This is a genomic window from Micromonospora sp. NPDC005324 (assembly GCF_040607155.1).
Classification (GTDB): domain Bacteria; phylum Actinomycetota; class Actinomycetes; order Mycobacteriales; family Micromonosporaceae; genus Micromonospora; species Micromonospora trifolii.
In genome coordinates, this window is the sequence record NZ_JBEXGE010000010.1 from 23,836 (window position 1) to 40,716 (window position 16,881).

The window sequence follows — 16,881 nt, forward strand, 5'->3', positions numbered from 1 at the left end:
GGCATCCCGAACGCCCCGCCGTGTTCCGGTTCGGGCGTTTCGCCGGTCACCGTCGGCGGTACAGCAGGTCGGCGACCGGCCGACCGGCAGTGATCGCCCGCCGCTCGAACTTCGTCACCGGGCGGTGCGCCGGACGCGGCGCGAAGCCGCCGTACGCGTCCACCAGCTCCGGGTCCGCCTCCAGGGTCTCCCGCATCGCCTCGGCGTACTCGGCCCAGTCGGTCGCGCAGTGCAGCATGCCGCCGGAGCGCAGCCGGGACCGCAGCAGCGCCACGTGCGCCGGCTGGATGATCCGCCGCTTGTGGTGGCGGGACTTCGGCCACGGGTCCGGGAAGAAGACGTGCACGGCGTCCAGCGCACCATCGGGCAAGCCGCTGACCAGGGACAACGCGTCACCCTGCGCCACCCGCACATTGCGCAGGCCACCACGCTCCACCAGGTGGAGCAGGTTGGCGATTCCCGGCGTGTGCACCTCGACCGCCAGATAATCTCGATCCGGGTCGGCGGCAGCCATCGCAGCGGTGGTGTCGCCCATGCCCGAGCCGATCTCCAGCACCACGGGCGCCCGGCGGCCGAACAGGTCGGCCAGGTCGACGGGCACCACAGGTCCGTCCGGCACATCCAGGCCGTACGCGGGCCAGAGCCGGCTCAGCGCGTCGGTCTGCCGGTCGCTCATCCGACCCCGGCGGGGGTGGAACGTGCGGATCGTCCGGCTCGCGGGCGGGACGGCGGGGTCATGGTCGGTGGCGGTCACAGCGACCCGAGCGTACGCGACGCTGGCGGCGGATCGGATGTGATGTGCGACCGGAAATGAGAGGATCCAACTGGTACGGCAGGTCGGGTGCTCCACTGCCCGGCCGGGCCGCACGGCGTCGAGAGGGGGCATCGTGACAGTGACCCGCGGCGTCGTGACCCTGTCCCTGGTGACAGTGCTCGCCGGCCCCCTGCTGGCCGCCACGCCGGCCCTCGCGGCGCCCCAGCCTGCCGCCGCTGCCCTTGCCGCATCCCAGCCTGCCGCCGCTGCCCTTGCCGCATCCCAGCCTGCCGTCGCCGTCTTTCCCGTGCCCGAGCGGCCTGGTGGCGTTCTTGCCGTGCCCGAGCAGGCTGTCGTCGCCGCGCCCGTGCCCGAGCAGGCTGTTGCCGTCACGCCCGTGCCCGAGCGGGCCGTCGTCGCCGCGCCCGCACCGCAGCCGGAGGGGCCGCCCGGTGGAGCGCCCCAACCGACGCCGGCGGTGGACATCTTCGTCGAGGTGAGCCCCAGCACGGTCCAGCCCGGCTACCTGGTCGGCATCCGAGCCAGTTGTCGGGACAACTCGGTGGGCGCAACAGTGGTCTCCGACGCCTTCGGGGCGGTCGGCGTGCAGCCGCAGCGCGGGGTGCTCACGGCCGCGCCGATGGTCCGCGAGCGCACCCGCCCCGGCAACTACCGGGTCAAGCTGGAGTGCCGCGACGGCGAGACCGCCTCGACGATGCTTCAGGTGGTCAAGAAGGTCCCCGTCCAGCCCAGCCGTGGTCCGGCGACCGGCTTCGGTGGGAGCACCGGTGGGATGACCGGCAAGCTGCTTCTGCCCGGCGGCGCGGCACTGATCATCACCGGGCTGATCCTCGCCGTGATGGCGTTCCGCCGCCCCCGAGCCGCAGCGCGTCGCTGAGCCCGCCATGACGATCTTCCGCCCCACGCCGCCGCCGGCCGGTTCACGCCCGCCAAATGCCCATCGCCCGCCAAATGCCCATCGCCCACCCGATCCCGAGCGCCCGCCAAATCGCGAGCGCCCGCCAAATCGCGAGCGCCCGCCAAATCGCGAGCGCCCGCCGGATCCCGAGCGCCCGCCAAATCGCCAGCGCCCACCGGATCCCGAGCGCCCGCCGGTGGCCGCGCGTCCGCCGACCGCCGTAGCCCCTCGGCGTAGCCGTCCGTCCGGCCGCAGCCCCTGGTCCGTACCGTTGGCCGTGGTGTTGGTTCTGGCCGGGGTCTTCGCCACCGGGGCGGGGCTGGGCCGTTCGGTCGGCCCGTTCGACCTGGCTCCGACCGGCGGTGACCGACCTGCCCGCAGTGAGTCGGTCGGGCTGTCGGCCAGTCGTCCGGTGCGCCTCTCGGTGCCGGCGATCAAGGTTGCCGCGCCGGTGGCGCCCGTTGGGCAGGCGCGGGACGGCTCGATCGCCGTACCGCCGTTGGAACGGCACAACGAGACCGGCTGGTACGACCGGGGGCCCACACCCGGTGAGCCTGGCCCGGCGGTGATCGTCGGGCATGTGGACACGAAGACCGGCCCGTCGGTCTTCTACGACCTGGGCAAGCTGCACCCCGGCGACCTGATCGAGGTGGCCCGGGCGGACGAGTCGGTGGTGGTGTTCCGGGTCGACACCGTGGAGCACTTCCCGAAGGACCAGTTGCCCGCCGAGCGGATCTACGGCCACGACGGGCCACCCGGGCTGCGGTTGATCACGTGCGGAGGGCAGTTCATCGGGGGCCGCACCGGCTACGCCGACAACGTCATCGCCTTCGCCACCCTCCAGTCCTCCCGCAAGTCCTGAGACCGACCCCGGCTGGCCCATCCGCCCGTCGAGGTTTGATCGACTCGGGATCATTGAAGTCGCGGTATGGGGCCGACCGGGACTCCCCGGTTTCCTCGGACCCGAGTGGATCACGTCGGCGGCGGGCGGCGGGCCAGCGTCGGCGTCAGCTCAGGAAGGCCAGGAGCTGGCGGGTGGTCTCGTCGGGGGCCTCCTCCGGGATGAAGTGCCCGACCGGGACCGGCTCGCCGCGCACGTCGTCGGCCCATTCCCGCCAGATCGCGAGCGGGTCGTCGTAGAGCTTCGCGACCTGGCCGTGTTGACTCCAGAGGAACAGAACCGGGCAGGTGATCCTCCGGTTGCCGCGATCCGCCTCGTCCTGCTGGTAGTCCAGCGTCGCGGCCGCGCGGAACTCCTCGCAGATCGCGTGCGCCGTGGCGGGGTCGCTGAACTGCTTGACGTACGCCGCCCGGACCTCCGCGGGAAAGGCGTCCTTCACCTTGGGCCATGTGTCGAGCATGAAGTCGACGAGCACCGCGGGCGCCGCCTCGATGAACTGCTCGGGCACCGGCGCGGGTGCCGCCAGGAAGGACCAGACCCAGTAGGAGAGGCTGAACGTCTTGTCGGCGCGGTTGTAGACGTCGCCGATGGGCACCACGTCCATGACCGCCAGTCGGGTGACGACGTCGGGTTCGTCCAGCGCGAGACGGTACGCGCAGCGGGCCCCACGATCGTGGCCGACGAGTCGGAACTGCTCGTGGCCCAGACTCCGCATCACCGCGATCTGGTCGCGGGCGATGGCGCGCATGCTGTACGGCTCGTGATCCGAACTGCTCGGCGGCTTGCCGCTGTCGCCCCAGCCCCGCAGGTCGGTGGCGACGACCGTGTAGTTCTCGGCGAGCCGTGGCGCGACCCGGTGCCACATGAGGTGCGTCTCGGGGATGCCGTGCAGCAGCAGAACGGGCGGCCCGCTTCCGCCTCGGCGCCCGTGGATCGTCGCGCCGGGCGTCTCGATGTCGAACTCTTCGAACCCGTCGAACATGGCCGAAAGCCTCCCGCACCTTGGGATGCGCCCCGAGCGAACGGCGTGCAATGGCTGGCAGGACGCCTGGTGGCCGACTACCGCTCGGTCTGCCTCGACGCTATCAACGGAGACAGCCGGTCCGGCGCGATTCGGCTGCGGTGCTGGCTTGGGTACATCTGTGGGTGTGCTGGCGCGGCTCCCGACGTACCCGTGAACTCCGCCATCGATCTCCCGGCTTCCCGCTTGACTTCAACCAACATTTAGGTCCTAGCGTCGCTGACACGAGGTGTGGAAGCGGATCCGAAGCATTGGACCGCGGCTGATCGGAGACATACGTGCGGGCGATCCAGGTTCTTGAGTACGGGGGTCCAGAGGTTCTGATCCTGGTGGACCTGCCCGATCCGCAAGCCAGGGAGGGGGAGGTCATCGTTCGGGCCGAGGCCGTGGACACGATCTACCTTGAGACTCAGATCCGCGGCGGCTGGGGTGAGATGTTCGGTGTTACCCCGCCGTACGTTCCGGGCGGCGCAGCGGCGGGAACTGTGGTTTCCACCGGTCCAGGCGTCTCTGCGTCCTGGCTTGGCCGCCAGGTCGTTGCGGGTGCCGGGACGCGGGGTTCATACGCTGAACTGGTTCGAGTCAGCGTCGACCGGCTGGTGCCGGTCCCCGACGGACTGAGCCTGCGGGAGGCGGCTGGTCTCGCACACGACGGCGTGACCGCCATGGGCATCATCGACGGTGTCGGCGTCAAGCCGGGCGACCGGGTCCTGATCCTGGGGGCCGCGGGCGGCATGGGACCGCTGCTTGTTCAGCTCGCACACCGTCTCGGCGCGCAGGTCGTGGGGGCGGCCCGTGGCGCGGACAAGCTCACACTGGTACGACGGCTCGGCGCCGACGCTGTCGTCGATTACGCAGGTGACGGATGGACCGACGCGGTACGCGAAGCCCTTGGCGGTCTGTCTGTCGATGTGCTGCTGGACGGTGTCGGGGGAAAGCTCGGCAGCGACGCCTTTCATCTGGTGGCCGACGGCGGGCGGGTCTCGGCCCACGGGGCGGCGAGTGGCGAGTTCGCCACCATGGATCTACCGAGTTCGCGGGCGCGCGGCATCGATCTGTACGGTGTTGCGGACGTTCAGTTCGAGGCGCCGGAGATGGTGCGGCTCGCGGGCAGGGCCATGACCGAGGCGGTGGAGGGACGGATACGCCCGGTGATCGCACGCGAGTACCCACTGTCCTCCGCGGCTGAGGCTCACCGCGCGATGGAGGCGCGCTCGATCCCGGGCAAGGCCCTCCTCATTCCGTGAGGCGGGTTGCGGACCGCTGCGGTGACACTCGGCGATCGGCGCCCGGCTAGGGCTGGGGGACGTGGAGCGCCACCTCGAACTCCAGCAGGCTGGCTCCGGTGGAGACCGGGGGACGGGGCTCGTGGCCGGGCGCGGGGGCGTGGGCGGCGCGCGAGGGACCGGCGGCCCAGGCCTGGAACGCTTCTTCGCTCTCCCACTTCGTGTAGACGAAGTAGCGGGTCTCACCGGCCACCGGACGGAGGAGTTCGAAGCCGAGGAAACCGGGGGACTTCTCCACGGTGCCGGCCCGGGCTGCGAACCGCTTCTCCAGCTCCGCGCCGCCACCGGGCGGGACGTCGATTGCGTTGATCTTCACGACTGCCATCTGCCCACCCTAGCCACTCAGAACGCCTCGACCGCCGGGACCAGGTCCGCGTCGACCACGATCGGCGCGTGGTCGGAGGGGCCCTTGCCCTTGCGGGCCTCCCGGTCCACGTACGCGGCGCGGACCGCTCGGGCGAACGGCGCGGACGCGTACACCAGGTCGATTCTCATGCCCTTGTTCTGGTGGAACATGCCGGCCCGGTAGTCCCAGTAGGTGAAGGGGTGCGGGCCCTTCATCGGGGTCGGCACGACGTCGCTGAGGCCCAGGTCGCGGAGCGCCGCGAGGGCTGCCCGCTCGGCCGGGGTGACGTGCGTGGAGTGGGTGAAGACCGCCGGGTCCCAGACGTCGGCGTCGGTCGGGGCGACGTTGAAGTCGCCGCAGACCGCCAGCGGCAACCCGCCGCCCAGCTCGGCGTCCAGCGCGTCGCGCAGCGCCGCGAACCAGGCCAACTTGTACGCGTAGTGCGGGTCGTCCGGTGTCCGGCCGTTGGGCACGTACACCGACCAGACCCGCACCCCGTCGCAGGTGGCGGAGATGGCCCGGGCCTCGGGCTCGGGGAAGCCGGGTTCGTCGGCGAACCCGACCCGGATGTCGCCCAGCCCGACCCGGGACAGGATGGCCACCCCGTTCCACCGGCCGTCGCTGTGGCTGGCCACGGTGTAGCCCAGCTCGCCGACCTCGGCCACCGGGAAGGCGCCGTCCGGACATTTCGTCTCCTGGAGGCAGACGACGTCCGGCCCGGTGTCGGCCAGCCACTCCAGCAGCCGGGGTAGGCGGGCCTTCACCGAGTTGACGTTCCAGGTCGCCAGGCGCATGCCCCCAGCCTGCCGTATCCGACGCCGCGACGCCCGGTCAGCTGCCCGGGGTGTCGCCGGGACGGGTCTGTTCGGCCAGGAACCGTTCCAGTTCGGCGCCGAGTTCGTCGGCCGTGGGCAGCGGGCCGGCATCCGGGGCGAGCAGGCTCTTCTCGCCACGACCTCGGGCGAACGCGTCGTACTGCTCCTCCAGCGCCTGGACCAGGGCCGCGGCGTCCTCGGTCTGCGCGACCTGCCGGTCGATCTCCACCCGGACCACCTCGGCGGCCGAGCGCAGCCCGTCGCCGGGCAGCAGCAGCCCGGTGCTGCGCGACACCGAGGTGAGCAGCACCTCGGCGGCCGCCGGGTATTCGGTCTGCGCCACGTAGTGCGGCACGTGGGCGGCGAAGCCAAGCGCGTCGCGGCCCTGCTCGCCGAGGCGGAACTCCAGCAGGTGACCGACGCTGCCGGGCACCTGGACGCGTTGCAGCCAGGGCTCGTAACCGGCGATCAGCTCGGGGCGGGTGGCGTGCGCTGTCACGCCGGTCGGCCGGGTGTGCGGGACCGCCATCGGGATCGAGTTGAGCCCCACTGTGAGCCGGACGTCCAGCCGGGCGGCCAGCCCTGCCACGGCGGCCACGAAACGCTCCCACTGCAGGTCCGGTTCGGGGCCGGTGAGCAGCAGGAACGGGGTCTCGTCGTCGTCCTGCAACAGGTGCAGCTCCAACGTGGGCGCGTCGACGCTCTCCCAATGGTCCTCGACGAAGGTCATCACCGGTCGTCGCGACCGGTAGTCGAAGAGCTGGTCGACGTCGAAGGTGGCGATCGGCCGACCCTCCAGCGAGGTGAGTAGCTGCTCACGCGCCAGTCGGCTGGCGTTTCCGGCGTCCACGAACCCGGTGAGGGCCTGGATGAGGACCGGCTGCCCGAGGTCGGGCAGATCGTCGGTGAGCTGGTAGAGCTCGTGTGGGTCGAGCACCGGTGCGGACCTCCCTGAAATGTGCCTGCGGGGCGCCGTCGCGACGGAGGGCACCCGTTCGGGCAACGTACCCGCCATCCTCGTGCATTCCTGCGCCGGGCGATCCGTTGGCCCGGTGGTGGGCGTGACCGGACTTATCGGCTGTTTACGCCACCAGGCCGAGCCTCTTGGCCGATCAGCCGAGGGCTGGTTCGGCCCAAAGGCCGAGTTTGTCGATCACGTCAGGCTCGGCGGCCGGATGTCCGCCGCTGTCCCGGCCCGTGCCGGTCCGCGTGCGCCGCCAGCTTCATCCGGTACGCGAGGTCCGTTCCCCGGGCGGGTCGACCCGCCCAGGTCGTCCACCAGTACGGGTCGGATCTGTGTCGAGCGCCACGTGATCACCGTGCGTGATCAGGGTTTGCACCTGCCTAGCCTCGGTTGATGCGTGACGACGGCACCCTCGACGACCCGTACGCCCCGAGCAGGCCCACTGCCGATACGGAGGATGGCACCTCAACCGAACGGACAACCACCGCGAGCCGGCTCCGGGCGTACGCCCGGGACCTGACCGGTCGACGCCGGGCACAGGTGGCGCTGGCCACCGGCGTGGTGTGCTGCCTCGGTCTGACCGCCGTCGTCCAGGTTCGCAACGAGGACGCCGACGCGGCGACCCGGAGTGGATCGCTCTCCAGTTCCGAGCTGGCGCAGCGCGCCGAGCAGCGGAGCGCCTCCCGTTCCCTGGACCGCACGGCTGCCCCGAGCACCTCCGCCGCCGCCCGGTCCGCGGCGGCGAGCCCCGCCGACCCGGACACCAGCGCGCCGGCCCGCACTGTCGCCCCGGCTCGCCCGACCGACCCGGCGCCCGTCGCCGGGCTGGACGAGGACCAGATGGAGAACGCCGAGGCGATCGTCCGCGCCGGCCGCAAGATGGGGGTGCCGCGCCGAGGTCTGGTGATCGCGGTGGCCACCGCCATGCAGGAGAGCAACCTCTACAACGTGGCCAGCGGCGTGCTGCCCGAGTCGCAGGACCATCCGCACCAGGGCGTCGGCTGGGACCACGACTCGGTCGGGTTGTTCCAACAGCGTTCCAGCAGCGGCTGGGGCCCGGTGGGGCGGCTGATGGACCCCGAGTTCGCCACCCGGCAGTTCCTCAGCGCGCTGGAGCAGGTGCCCGGCTGGCAGCGGATGCGGCTCACCGACGCGGCTCAGGCGGTGCAGGTCTCCGCGTACCCCGAGCACTACCAGCAGCACGAGTGGCGGGCCACCCGGGTCGTTGACGCCATCGTGCCGGCGGGGCGGTAACCTACCGCCCACTATGGACGGTCAGGGTTGAGGCTGTCGCATCCCGGGTACATGTGTTGCGGGTTCGGGGTACACATGACTACGGGATCATCGACAGGAGGACGCCATGTCACTGATGCAGCGGATCACCACGTTCTTGAGATCGCCGAAGGGGCAGCAGTTGGTCGAGCGAGGTCGTCGAGAGATGGCCAAGCCGGGCAACCAGCAGAAGCTGAAGGGGTTGGCGGCTCGGCTGTCCAACCGCCGCCGCTGACCGCTCCATCGGCCGCCCTGTCCACCGTTTCCACCCCTGGGGAGACCTGGTGACCGACACCCCGCCCGCTGGCGGCCAGCCCGCCGCCCCTACTCCGCCGCCGTCCGCCGACCTGCCGGCCGGGCCGGTGGACGCCCCCGAGGGTCCGCCGGCCCGGCTCTGGGACCGGATGCGGGACGACCCGCAGTACGCGCCCGAGCACCTGGCCCTGGAGGCGGTGCGCCGCCTCGGGCCGGAAGCCGTGCAGTGGGCCGCCCGAGCCCGGGCCGAGCAGCCCGGGGTTTCGGCCGACGTCCTGGCCGACCAGGCGGCCCGTAAGTTCGTCAACCTGGCCCGACTGTCCGGCGCGGTCTCCGGCGCGGCCGGGCTGCCCGGTGCCGTGATCGACGTGGGCGTGCTGGCCTGGACCCAGGCGCGGATGGTGCTGCACATCGCCGCCGCGCACGACGTCGACCCCCTGCACAGTGATCGGGCCACCGACCTCCTGGTGCTCCAGCGGGTGCACAAGGTGGCCGAGAGCGCCCGGCTGGCGCTCGGCGTGGCCGCCGGCCGGGAACGCGCCGACGCGCTCTTCGGTCTGGGCGGCCAGCGTCCGCTCGGTCGGGTCATGCTGCAACTCGGCATCCGGCTGGCCCAGATGGCCGGCGTCCGGGCCGCGAAGCGGATGGTCGCCAAGATCGTCCCGGGCGCGGCCATCGTGCTCGGCACCTGGGCCAACTCGTCGGCTACAAAGGAACTCGCCCAGCGATCGCGGGCCCTCTACGGCGCCCGCGGCAACGCCGTCCCGGAGCCGCGCCAACCCTGACGGCCCGTCCGGCGGTCGTCAGCCGGCCAGGCCGGAGGAGCGCCAGGTCACCTCGGCGATGCGGCCCTGACCGGTGGCGTTGGGGTGGAACCAGTCCAGCGGGTTGAGCAGGTCCAGGGTGAACCGGACCTTGTGCAACGCGCCGCCATCGTGCCGGCACCGTGATCCGTACGCCCGGCAGGCCGCCTTCAACTCGGTGTTGTACGCGTCGATCCGGTCCCGGACGGCGGCCCGGCGCGCCCGGTCGGCGGGTGCGGTCGAGGTCGCCTCGGCCAGCAGGGCCGGGCAGATGCCCCGCCGCCACGCGCGGGTCGCCCGGGCGTCGTCGTGCCCGACCTCCCAGAGCCGGTACAGGTCGGGAATGCTCACCACCAGCACCCGGGCCTTCGGCCGCCCGGTCCGCAGGACCCGCAGCCCCCGGTCGACGTCGGCCCGGAACTGCGCCACCGGCGTCATCGCGTCCACCCCGCCCCGGCAGACGTCGTTGGCGCCGATCAGCACCGTGACGTAGTCGGCGCGGTCGCGTACCGCCGCCTGGGCCTGACCAACGAGGGCGTCCGCGCGGGCACCGGGACGGGCGTGGTTGTACGTCCGGTCGCGGACCGCCGGGTTCTGTTCGAGCAGCCGCCGGTAGTGGCTCTGCACCCGCAGCCCGTCCCCGGTCGACCAGGAGTTGCGCTCGCACGAGGTGAGCACCAGGCAGGAGGCGAAGCCGGTGCTGATCGAGTCGCCGAGGGCGGCGATGCCGCCGGGCCCGCTCGACGGCGGGGCGCTCGTGGTGGGGCGGGGTGTCGCGGAGTTGCCGCCCTCGCAGGCCAGCGCGACCAGCGCCGCGAGACAGGCCAGGGCGGCGACCCAGCGTCGAGGCATGACGTCTCCCGTTCCCGCAGCACAGAGCGACAGCGCGGTAACTCTATGCGCAGGAGGTGGTTTGCCGGGAAGTTGCTGTCGGGTATGCGGCAGAGTGCCGACGCGGAAGCCGTCGGGGTGCTATGCGTTCCGCCACGGAGCCCGCTGACCGTGCAGCCACCAGTGCAACGCCCGGGTGATCCCGGGCAGCACCAGATAGGTCATCAGCGGGGTCAGGCAGAGCGTCATCAGCAGCACCCGGGCCGCCAGCGGCACCGCGTCGAGGAAGCGGCTCGTCAGCAGGGTGGCGCTCAGGCTCAGTGGGAAGAACGCCAGCCAGATGGTCACCGCCTGCTTCCAGCGGGGCGGCGACGCGGGCGAGGCCAGCTCCACCGGGTCCACCGAGTGCTCCAGCGGCCTGTCGAACCAGCCCTCGATTCCGGTACGCCGCTCGACCCGGGTGTGCTCGACGATGCCCTGCGCCGAGCTGAGCCACCAGTGCCGCTGCGGCGACTCCTCCCACCGGCCCAGCGTCTCGGCGTCGGCGAAGCGGTAGAGCATGTGCCACTCCGGCGAACCGGGGCCGCTCTGCACCCAGCCGGCGCCGAGGAAGCCTGGGAACGCCTCGGCCAGCGCGGTGCCGGCCCGCATCCAGGCCACCATCTCGCTGGCCCGGCCGGGCTCGACGCGGCGGGCGATGGAGACGGTCACCGGCACGGCGAGGGTCATTGACATGCGCCCATCCTGCGGTCGACGGGGCCGCGGCGCGAACGGATGTGCCGGAGCACACCGGCGGGTGCTGGTGTGCAGGCGGACGGCACCGGTTAATCCGGCCGATCGGGGGTAGGTCGGTGGGCATGACGAGATCGCAGCCCCGGCGCGCCCGTGGCACGGTCGGCCACGCGAACAGCGCGTTGAACCTTCGGCTCACCCTCGCCAGCTTCGGGCTGGTGATCATGGTGCTCTTCGCGGTGCTGGCGTTCTGGGCCGGCATCGCCTGGCTCGGCGTAGTCTGCGCGATCCTCGCTGTGGTCGCCGTGGTCGACCTGGTCGTGATCCAGCGCCGCCGCGCGGCCCGCCGCCGCGAGGAGCCGGGCGTACGACACTCGTTGTTCGAGTAACAGGAGGACGAGATGCCCCACATCGCCACCACCAACCCCGCCACCGGACAGGTGCTCAAGACCTATGAGGCGATGTCCACCGAGCAACTCGACGACGCCATCGAGCGCACCGACCTCGCGTTCCACCAGTTGCTGTCGACGACCGTCGACCAGCGCGCCCAGTGGATGAACGCCGCGGCCGACCTGCTGGACGCCGAGCGCGACGAGATCGCCCGGATCATGACCACGGAGATGGGCAAGACGTACGTCGCGGCGCAGGCCGAGGTGACCAAGTGCGCCACCGCCGCCCGCTTCTACGCCGACAAGGCCCCCGCGTTCCTCGCCGACGAGCCCGCCGACGCCGACGCCGTGAAGGCCACCCGGGCGTTCGTCCGCTACCAGCCGATCGGCGTGGTGCTCGCGGTGATGCCGTGGAACTTCCCGCTCTGGCAGGTGATGCGCTTCGCCGCCCCGGCGTTGATGGCCGGCAACACCGGCCTGCTCAAGCACGCCTCGAACGTGCCGCAGACCGCGCTGCTGCTGGAGGACGTGTTCCGGAGAGCCGGCTTCCCCGAGGGCGCCTTCACCACAGTGCTGGTCGACTCGGAAGCCGTCGACCACATCCTCAGCGACCCCCGGGTACGCGCCGCGACGCTTACCGGCAGCGAGCCCGCCGGCCGGTCCATCGCGCAGATCGCCGGGCGGGAGCTGAAGAAGACCGTCCTCGAACTCGGCGGCAGCGACCCGTTCGTGGTGATGCCCTCGGCCGACGTGGACCGGGCCGCCGAGGTGGCCACCACCGCCCGCTGCCAGAACAACGGCCAGTCCTGCATCGCCGCGAAGCGGTTCATCGTGCACACCGACGTGTTCGACGCCTTCGCCGAGAAGTTCGCCGCCAACATGGCCGCGCTGCGCGTCGGCGACCCGATGGACCCGAACACCGACGTCGGGCCACTGGCCAGCGAGCGTGGCCGCGACGAGGTGCACGCCCAGGTCCGCGACGCGGTGGACAACGGCGCGACAGTTCTCTGCGGCGGTGAGCCACCGGCCGGCGACGGCTGGTTCTACCCGCCGACAGTGGTCACCGACCTCACCCCGAAGATGCGGATGTGGTCCGAGGAGGTCTTCGGCCCGGTCGCCGGTCTGTTCCGGGTCTCGTCGTACGAGGAGGCCATCGAGGTCGCCAACGGCACCAGCTTCGGGCTCGGCTCGAACGCCTGGACCCGGGACCCGGCCGAGCAGGAGCGCTTCGCCACCGACCTGGACGCCGGCAACGTCTTCATCAACGGGATGACCACCTCCTACCCGGAGTTGCCGTTCGGCGGTGTGAAGAACTCCGGGTACGGGCGGGAGTTGTCCGCGCTGGGCATGCGGGAGTTCTGCAACACCAAGACGGTCTGGGTGGGCGAGGGCGCCGCCTCGGCCGGTGCCGGCGCGCACGCCGAGTAGTTCGGGGCGCGGCACGCGTCAGCCGGTGCCGTCGTGGGTAGGAAGTGTGCCCATGACGTCGTTCGGGTTCCACGCCTCGCATGAGCAGATCGGTCCACGCGCCCTGTTGGAGGCGGTGATCCACGCCGAGCGGGCCGGCTTCGACGCCGCCATGTGCTCCGACCACTTCTCCCCGTGGAGCGCCCGGCAGGGCGAGTCCGGCTTCGCCTGGTCCTGGCTGGGCTCGGCGTTGCAGGCCACCGGCATGCCGTTCGGCGTGGTCAACGCGCCCGGTCAGCGGTACCACCCGGCGATCATCGCGCAGGCGATCGGCACCCTCGGCGCGATGTACCCGGGCCGGTTCTGGGCGGCCCTGGGCACCGGCGAGGCCAGCAACGAGCACATCACCGGCGACCCGTGGCCGCGCAAGGACGTGCGCAGCGCCCGGCTGCGCGAGTGCGTTGACGTGATCCGGGCCCTGCTGGCCGGCGAGGAGGTCAGCCACGACGGTCTGGTCCGGGTGGACCGGGCCCGGCTGTGGACCCGCCCCGAGCAGCCGCCCGCGCTGGTCGGCGCCGCGGTCAGCGTGGCCACCGCCCGCTGGTGCGCCGAATGGGCGGACGGGCTGATCACCGTGAACGCCCCGGTGGCGCACCTGCGCGAGATGATCGACGCGTACCGGGACGCGGGCGGACGCGGGCCGCTGCACCTCCAGGTGCACGTCTCCTGGGCGCCGGAGCAGGCCCAGGCCGAGGCGCTCGCGTACGACCAGTGGCGCAGCAACGTCTTCGCCCCGCCGGTCTGCTGGGACCTGGAGACCGTCGAACACTTCGACGTGGTCTCCGCCGACGTGCCGGCGCAGCGGGTCGCCGAGGTGGTGAACGTGTCGGCGGACCTGGGCCGGCACGTCGGCTGGCTGGAGGAGTACGCGCAGCTCGGCTTCGACCAGATCGCCCTGCACCACGTCGGGCAGGAGCAGCGTGGCTTCATCGACGCCTTCGGCGCGGAGGTGCTGCCGAAGCTGCGCCCGGGCGGCTGATCGAGGCCGAACAGGCGTACCCCTAGGCTCGTACCCCATGGAAAGCCTGTTCCCGGTCGTCGTCTTCCTGGCGATCGCCACCCTGGGTGCTGCGTTGGCCCGCCGGCTCGGCCTGCTCGCGCCGATCGTGCTGGTCGTCCTCGGCCTGGCCCTCTCGTTCGTGCCGGGCTTCCCGCAGATCGAACTCGACCCCGAGTTGGTGCTGGTCGGCATCCTGCCGCCGCTGCTCTACGTGGCGGCGCTGGAGACCTCGGTGCCGGCGTTCAAGAACAACATCAGGCCGATCCTGCTGCTCGCGGTCGGCCTGGTGTTGTTCACCGCGTTCGTGGTCGGGGTGGTACTGCACCTGCTGTTGCCGCAGCTGCCGTTCGCGATCTGCCTGGCCCTCGGCGCGGTGGTCGCCCCGCCGGACGCCGTGGCCGCCACCGCCGTCGCCCGCCGGGTCGGGCTGCCCCGCCGGGTCGTCACCATCCTGGAGGGCGAAAGCCTGGTCAACGACGCGACAGCGCTGGTGCTGCTGCGGGTCGCGACGATGGCCACCGTCGGCTCGGCCGTCGGCGCCGACAAGATCGCCATCGAGGTGCTGCGGTCCACCGGCGGGGGCATCCTGATCGGGGCGCTCGGGGCTCTGGTGTTCGGCTTCCTGCATCGGCGGATCACCGACCCGCTGCTGGACAACGCGCTGTCGTTGATCATCCCGTTCGCTGTGGTGTTCACCGCCGAGCACCTGCACGCCTCCGGTGTGGTCGCGGTGGTCGTCACCGGTCTGGTGCTCGGGCACAAGCTGCCCCAACTGCTGTCGGCGGCGTCCCGGTTGCAGATCGGCGCGTTCTGGCGGCTGGTCCGTTTCCTGCTGGAGGGCCTGGTCTTCCTGCTGGTCGGGCTGCAACTGCGGGAGGTGCTGCGCGACCTCGACGAGCCGATCGGCTCGCTCATCCTGATCACGTTCGCGGTGCTCGCCGCCGTCTTCCTGACCCGCTTCGTCTGGCTCTTCCCGGCCACCTACCTGGCCCGGCTGGTCCCCCGGGTCCGCCGCCGTGACGCCCGTCCGTCACCGAAGTTCCCGATCATCATCGGCTGGGCCGGCATGCGGGGTGTGGTGACCCTGGCCGCCGCGCTGGCCCTGCCGCTGACCCTGGCCGACGACGAGCCGTACCCCAGGGCGTTGTTGATCTGGCTGGCCTTCGCCGTGATCGTCTTCACCCTGGTCGGTCAGGGCGCCACCCTGCCGCTGGTCGCCCGCCGGTTGAAGCTGCCGCAGGACGACCCGGTGCAGGACGCGCTCTCGGCGGCCGCCGTGCAGCAGCAGGCCGGCAAGGCCGCCCAGGACCGCCTCGACGAGTTGGCCGACAGCGCACCGGATGCGGTGGTGGACCGGCTCCGCCGAGCGGTGGAGGACCGCACCAACATGACGTGGGAACGACTCGGCGGCGACGAGCGGGAGACCCCCTCGCAGGCGTACGGTCGGCTGCGGCAGGAGATGATCGACGCCGAGCGGGATGTGTTCCGGGCGGCCCGGGACTCCGGTCGGATTCCCGAGGAAGTGTTGGTGCGGGCCTACCGTGACCTGGACCTGGAAGAGTCGTTGCTGCGAGAGGTTGAGAAGTGAGCTGTCAGCACCTGACCGAGGCCGGCGCCGCCGAGCCGCGCACCCCCGACGAGTGCGCGGACTGCGTCGCGATCGGCGACACCTACTGGGTGCACCTGCGCACCTGCCTGAGCTGCGGGCAGGTCGGCTGCTGTGACTCGTCGCCGAACCAGCACGCGGGCAAGCACTTCGCGTCGACCAACCACCCGGTGATCCGCTCGGCGCAACCGGGCGAGGCCTGGCGCTGGTGCTTCGTCGATGAGGAGATCGGCTGACCGTCAGCCCCGGTGCGGTGACTGGTCGGCGCGCGCGGCCCGGTCTGCCCGGTCGGCCACTGCGCGTCGGGTGAGCGGCGGCACGGCGAGGCCGGTGAGCGCGAGCAACCCCGCCAGCGCCAGCCAGCCGGCCGGGCCGCCGTCGATGATCAACCAGGTCAGCAGGGCCGGGCCGGCCGCGCGGACCAGCCCGGCGAGCAGTCCGTCGACCCCCTGGTAGGCGCCGAGGGCGTCCGGGGCGGCGAGGTCGTAGGCCAATGCCGCCCCGGCCCCAGCGTGCCACAGGTCGCCCACCGTGTAGATCACCGTCGCCCCCAGCAGCAGGCCGACCGCCACCGCGGTGGGCACGACGGCGGTCGCGGCCCAGAGCAACATCCCGGCCGCGAGCACCAACCCCGCCCGGCGCATCGCCGCCGCCGCCGGCACCGCGTGCTGGGCGCTCCCGCTGAGCCGTACGGCGAGCAGCACCGTGAGCAGCGTGTTGACCAGCAGGAGGGCGGAGACCGTCACCGGAGGCGCATCGGTGTGCGCCACCACCCACAGCGGCAGCACCAGCGTCAACGCCACGTGGTGCACGGAGAGCACCGCCGAGGCTCCGGCGACCGCGAGGAACGGCCCGTCGCGCAGCGCCCGACCGGCTCGCTGACCCAGGGGTCGCCGGGCCGGCGGGTACGCCGGAAGTCGCATGACCAGCGCCGCCGAGACCAGATAGGTGGCGACGTTGCCGAGCACCAGCAGCCGGTACGCCCACCCGGTGTCCGCCACCAGCGCGAACGCGGCCAGCCCCGCACCGAGCGCCACGCCCAGGTTGGCCACCGCGCGCAGGGTGGCGAAGGCGTGCACCCGGCCCCGCGGACCGCCCACCGCGGCGACAAGCGCTGCGCGGACGGCAAGGTTGCCGGAGATCAGCAGAGCGTCCAGTGTGGCCACCAGCAGAAAGACCGGAAAAGAACCGACCAGCAGGTACGCGGCGGCGACGGCGGCCTGCGCCAGTTGCAGAACGGCACGGAGGCTCCGAGGGTCACGTCGGTCGGCGAGCCCGCCGAGCGGCACGCTGGCAGTGAGCCCGACCAGGCCGGCGAGAGTGAGCCCGAGCCCCACCTCGGTCGGGGTCAGCCCCACGGCGCGGGTGAGGAAGAGCGCCGCACCAGTCACCCACAGCCCGGTACCGACCGTGTTGGCGAGGGTGGCCAGCGACAAAGTGCGCAGCCGACCGGGCGCCGGCAGCGGCGACAGCGCCCGCCAGCGGCCGCCAACCTGCGCCGTGGTGCCCACACCTCGACC

General features: G+C 72.1%; 19 protein-coding genes. 11 read left to right on the forward strand and 8 right to left on the reverse strand.

Going from position 1 to position 16,881, the window contains the following annotated elements; genetic code table 11:
• Positions 1 to 46: 46 nt before the first annotated feature.
• Positions 47 to 676: a tRNA (guanosine(46)-N7)-methyltransferase TrmB gene (gene trmB / locus ABZS40_RS12900; protein ID WP_354943631.1), complete on the reverse strand. Its 630-nt coding sequence runs from the start codon at positions 674 to 676 to the stop codon at positions 47 to 49.
• 208 nt (positions 677 to 884) lie between these two features.
• On the opposite strand from trmB, the gene ABZS40_RS12905 reads away from it, so the two are divergent.
• Positions 885 to 1,652, forward strand: a complete 768-nt coding sequence (locus tag ABZS40_RS12905) for a hypothetical protein (protein ID WP_354943632.1) — start codon at positions 885 to 887, stop codon at positions 1,650 to 1,652.
• Positions 1,653 to 1,869: 217 nt separating this feature from the next.
• Positions 1,870 to 2,535, forward strand: a complete 666-nt coding sequence (locus ABZS40_RS12910; RefSeq protein WP_238658867.1) for a class F sortase — start codon at positions 1,870 to 1,872, stop codon at positions 2,533 to 2,535.
• Positions 2,536 to 2,680: 145 nt separating this feature from the next.
• On the opposite strand, the gene ABZS40_RS12915 is transcribed toward ABZS40_RS12910, so the two are convergent.
• Entirely contained in the window at positions 2,681 to 3,556 is an 876-nt protein-coding gene (locus ABZS40_RS12915) for an alpha/beta hydrolase (RefSeq protein WP_354943471.1), read from the reverse strand.
• Between the two features lie 317 nt (positions 3,557 to 3,873).
• Between ABZS40_RS12915 and ABZS40_RS12920 the strand changes: the two genes are divergently transcribed.
• Positions 3,874 to 4,842, forward strand: coding sequence for a zinc-binding dehydrogenase (locus ABZS40_RS12920; RefSeq protein WP_354943472.1), 969 nt, complete (start codon positions 3,874 to 3,876; stop codon positions 4,840 to 4,842).
• Between the two features lie 46 nt (positions 4,843 to 4,888).
• On the opposite strand, the gene ABZS40_RS12925 is transcribed toward ABZS40_RS12920, so the two are convergent.
• From ABZS40_RS12925 to ABZS40_RS12935, 3 genes are read right to left on the reverse strand one after another with little or no spacing between them, the layout of a single operon-like run.
• The gene (locus tag ABZS40_RS12925) at positions 4,889 to 5,206 is read right to left on the reverse strand and encodes an antibiotic biosynthesis monooxygenase (RefSeq protein WP_354943473.1); all 318 of its coding nucleotides are present in this window, start codon (positions 5,204 to 5,206) and stop codon (positions 4,889 to 4,891) included.
• Between the two features lie 17 nt (positions 5,207 to 5,223).
• Positions 5,224 to 6,021, reverse strand: a complete 798-nt coding sequence (locus tag ABZS40_RS12930; RefSeq protein WP_354943474.1) for an exodeoxyribonuclease III — start codon at positions 6,019 to 6,021, stop codon at positions 5,224 to 5,226.
• 37 nt (positions 6,022 to 6,058) lie between these two features.
• Positions 6,059 to 6,979, reverse strand: a complete 921-nt coding sequence (locus ABZS40_RS12935; RefSeq protein WP_354943475.1) for a PAC2 family protein — start codon at positions 6,977 to 6,979, stop codon at positions 6,059 to 6,061.
• A gap of 420 nt (positions 6,980 to 7,399) precedes the next feature.
• Between ABZS40_RS12935 and ABZS40_RS12940 the strand changes: the two genes are divergently transcribed.
• The 3 genes from ABZS40_RS12940 to ABZS40_RS12950 all read left to right on the forward strand — a co-directional run bounded on the left by ABZS40_RS12940 (position 7,400) and on the right by ABZS40_RS12950 (position 9,318).
• Positions 7,400 to 8,260, forward strand: coding sequence for a peptidase M23 (locus ABZS40_RS12940; protein WP_354943476.1), 861 nt, complete (start codon positions 7,400 to 7,402; stop codon positions 8,258 to 8,260).
• Between the two features lie 106 nt (positions 8,261 to 8,366).
• A complete protein-coding gene (locus ABZS40_RS12945) occupies positions 8,367 to 8,513 on the forward strand; it encodes a hypothetical protein (RefSeq protein WP_167457721.1) in 147 nt (48 codons plus the stop codon).
• Between the two features lie 49 nt (positions 8,514 to 8,562).
• Positions 8,563 to 9,318, forward strand: a complete 756-nt coding sequence (locus ABZS40_RS12950) for an EcsC family protein (protein WP_354943477.1) — start codon at positions 8,563 to 8,565, stop codon at positions 9,316 to 9,318.
• A gap of 18 nt (positions 9,319 to 9,336) precedes the next feature.
• Here the strand turns inward: ABZS40_RS12950 and ABZS40_RS12955 are convergent, their stop codons facing one another.
• Both ABZS40_RS12955 and ABZS40_RS12960 read right to left on the reverse strand, forming a co-directional pair.
• Positions 9,337 to 10,188, reverse strand: coding sequence for a GDSL-type esterase/lipase family protein (locus ABZS40_RS12955; RefSeq protein WP_354943478.1), 852 nt, complete (start codon positions 10,186 to 10,188; stop codon positions 9,337 to 9,339).
• A gap of 120 nt (positions 10,189 to 10,308) precedes the next feature.
• Positions 10,309 to 10,902: an antibiotic biosynthesis monooxygenase gene (locus ABZS40_RS12960; RefSeq protein WP_354943479.1), complete on the reverse strand. Its 594-nt coding sequence runs from the start codon at positions 10,900 to 10,902 to the stop codon at positions 10,309 to 10,311.
• Positions 10,903 to 11,024: 122 nt separating this feature from the next.
• On the opposite strand from ABZS40_RS12960, the gene ABZS40_RS12965 reads away from it, so the two are divergent.
• The 5 genes from ABZS40_RS12965 to ABZS40_RS12985 are packed head-to-tail and all read left to right on the forward strand — an operon-like array spanning position 11,025 to position 15,597.
• Positions 11,025 to 11,288 (forward strand): DUF6343 family protein, encoded by a 264-nt coding sequence (locus ABZS40_RS12965; protein WP_354943480.1) that lies wholly within the window; start codon positions 11,025 to 11,027, stop codon positions 11,286 to 11,288.
• A 12-nt stretch (positions 11,289 to 11,300) separates the two neighbouring features.
• A complete protein-coding gene (locus ABZS40_RS12970) occupies positions 11,301 to 12,716 on the forward strand; it encodes an NADP-dependent succinic semialdehyde dehydrogenase (protein ID WP_354943481.1) in 1,416 nt (471 codons plus the stop codon).
• Between the two features lie 52 nt (positions 12,717 to 12,768).
• Positions 12,769 to 13,734: a TIGR03885 family FMN-dependent LLM class oxidoreductase gene (locus ABZS40_RS12975; protein ID WP_354943482.1), complete on the forward strand. Its 966-nt coding sequence runs from the start codon at positions 12,769 to 12,771 to the stop codon at positions 13,732 to 13,734.
• Between the two features lie 37 nt (positions 13,735 to 13,771).
• The gene (locus tag ABZS40_RS12980) at positions 13,772 to 15,343 is read left to right on the forward strand and encodes a Na+/H+ antiporter (RefSeq protein WP_354943483.1); all 1,572 of its coding nucleotides are present in this window, start codon (positions 13,772 to 13,774) and stop codon (positions 15,341 to 15,343) included.
• Entirely contained in the window at positions 15,340 to 15,597 is a 258-nt protein-coding gene (locus ABZS40_RS12985; protein WP_354943484.1) for a UBP-type zinc finger domain-containing protein, read from the forward strand. The genes ABZS40_RS12980 and ABZS40_RS12985 overlap by 4 nt, the downstream gene beginning before the upstream one ends.
• A 3-nt stretch (positions 15,598 to 15,600) precedes the next feature.
• On the opposite strand, the gene ABZS40_RS12990 is transcribed toward ABZS40_RS12985, so the two are convergent.
• Complete coding sequence (locus tag ABZS40_RS12990; RefSeq protein WP_354943485.1) at positions 15,601 to 16,872, reverse strand: MFS transporter; 1,272 nt, start codon at positions 16,870 to 16,872, stop codon at positions 15,601 to 15,603.
• Positions 16,873 to 16,881: the final 9 nt, after the last annotated feature.

What these genes read in the sequence shown, in the direction of transcription:
- ABZS40_RS12970 (WP_354943481.1), top strand. Translation starts at nt 11,301, where the DNA reads ATGCCCCACATCGCCACCACCAACCCCGCCACCGGACAGGTGCTCAAG.
- trmB (WP_354943631.1), bottom strand. Translation starts at nt 676, where the DNA reads ATGAGCGACCGGCAGACCGACGCGCTGAGCCGGCTCTGGCCCGCGTAC.
- ABZS40_RS12975 (WP_354943482.1), top strand. Translation starts at nt 12,769, where the DNA reads ATGACGTCGTTCGGGTTCCACGCCTCGCATGAGCAGATCGGTCCACGC.
- ABZS40_RS12945 (WP_167457721.1), top strand. Translation starts at nt 8,367, where the DNA reads ATGTCACTGATGCAGCGGATCACCACGTTCTTGAGATCGCCGAAGGGG.
- ABZS40_RS12930 (WP_354943474.1), bottom strand. Translation starts at nt 6,021, where the DNA reads ATGCGCCTGGCGACCTGGAACGTCAACTCGGTGAAGGCCCGCCTACCC.
- ABZS40_RS12980 (WP_354943483.1), top strand. Translation starts at nt 13,772, where the DNA reads ATGGAAAGCCTGTTCCCGGTCGTCGTCTTCCTGGCGATCGCCACCCTG.
- ABZS40_RS12940 (WP_354943476.1), top strand. Translation starts at nt 7,400, where the DNA reads ATGCGTGACGACGGCACCCTCGACGACCCGTACGCCCCGAGCAGGCCC.
- ABZS40_RS12915 (WP_354943471.1), bottom strand. Translation starts at nt 3,556, where the DNA reads ATGTTCGACGGGTTCGAAGAGTTCGACATCGAGACGCCCGGCGCGACG.
- ABZS40_RS12955 (WP_354943478.1), bottom strand. Translation starts at nt 10,188, where the DNA reads ATGCCTCGACGCTGGGTCGCCGCCCTGGCCTGTCTCGCGGCGCTGGTC.
- ABZS40_RS12960 (WP_354943479.1), bottom strand. Translation starts at nt 10,902, where the DNA reads ATGTCAATGACCCTCGCCGTGCCGGTGACCGTCTCCATCGCCCGCCGC.
- ABZS40_RS12925 (WP_354943473.1), bottom strand. Translation starts at nt 5,206, where the DNA reads ATGGCAGTCGTGAAGATCAACGCAATCGACGTCCCGCCCGGTGGCGGC.
- ABZS40_RS12965 (WP_354943480.1), top strand. Translation starts at nt 11,025, where the DNA reads ATGACGAGATCGCAGCCCCGGCGCGCCCGTGGCACGGTCGGCCACGCG.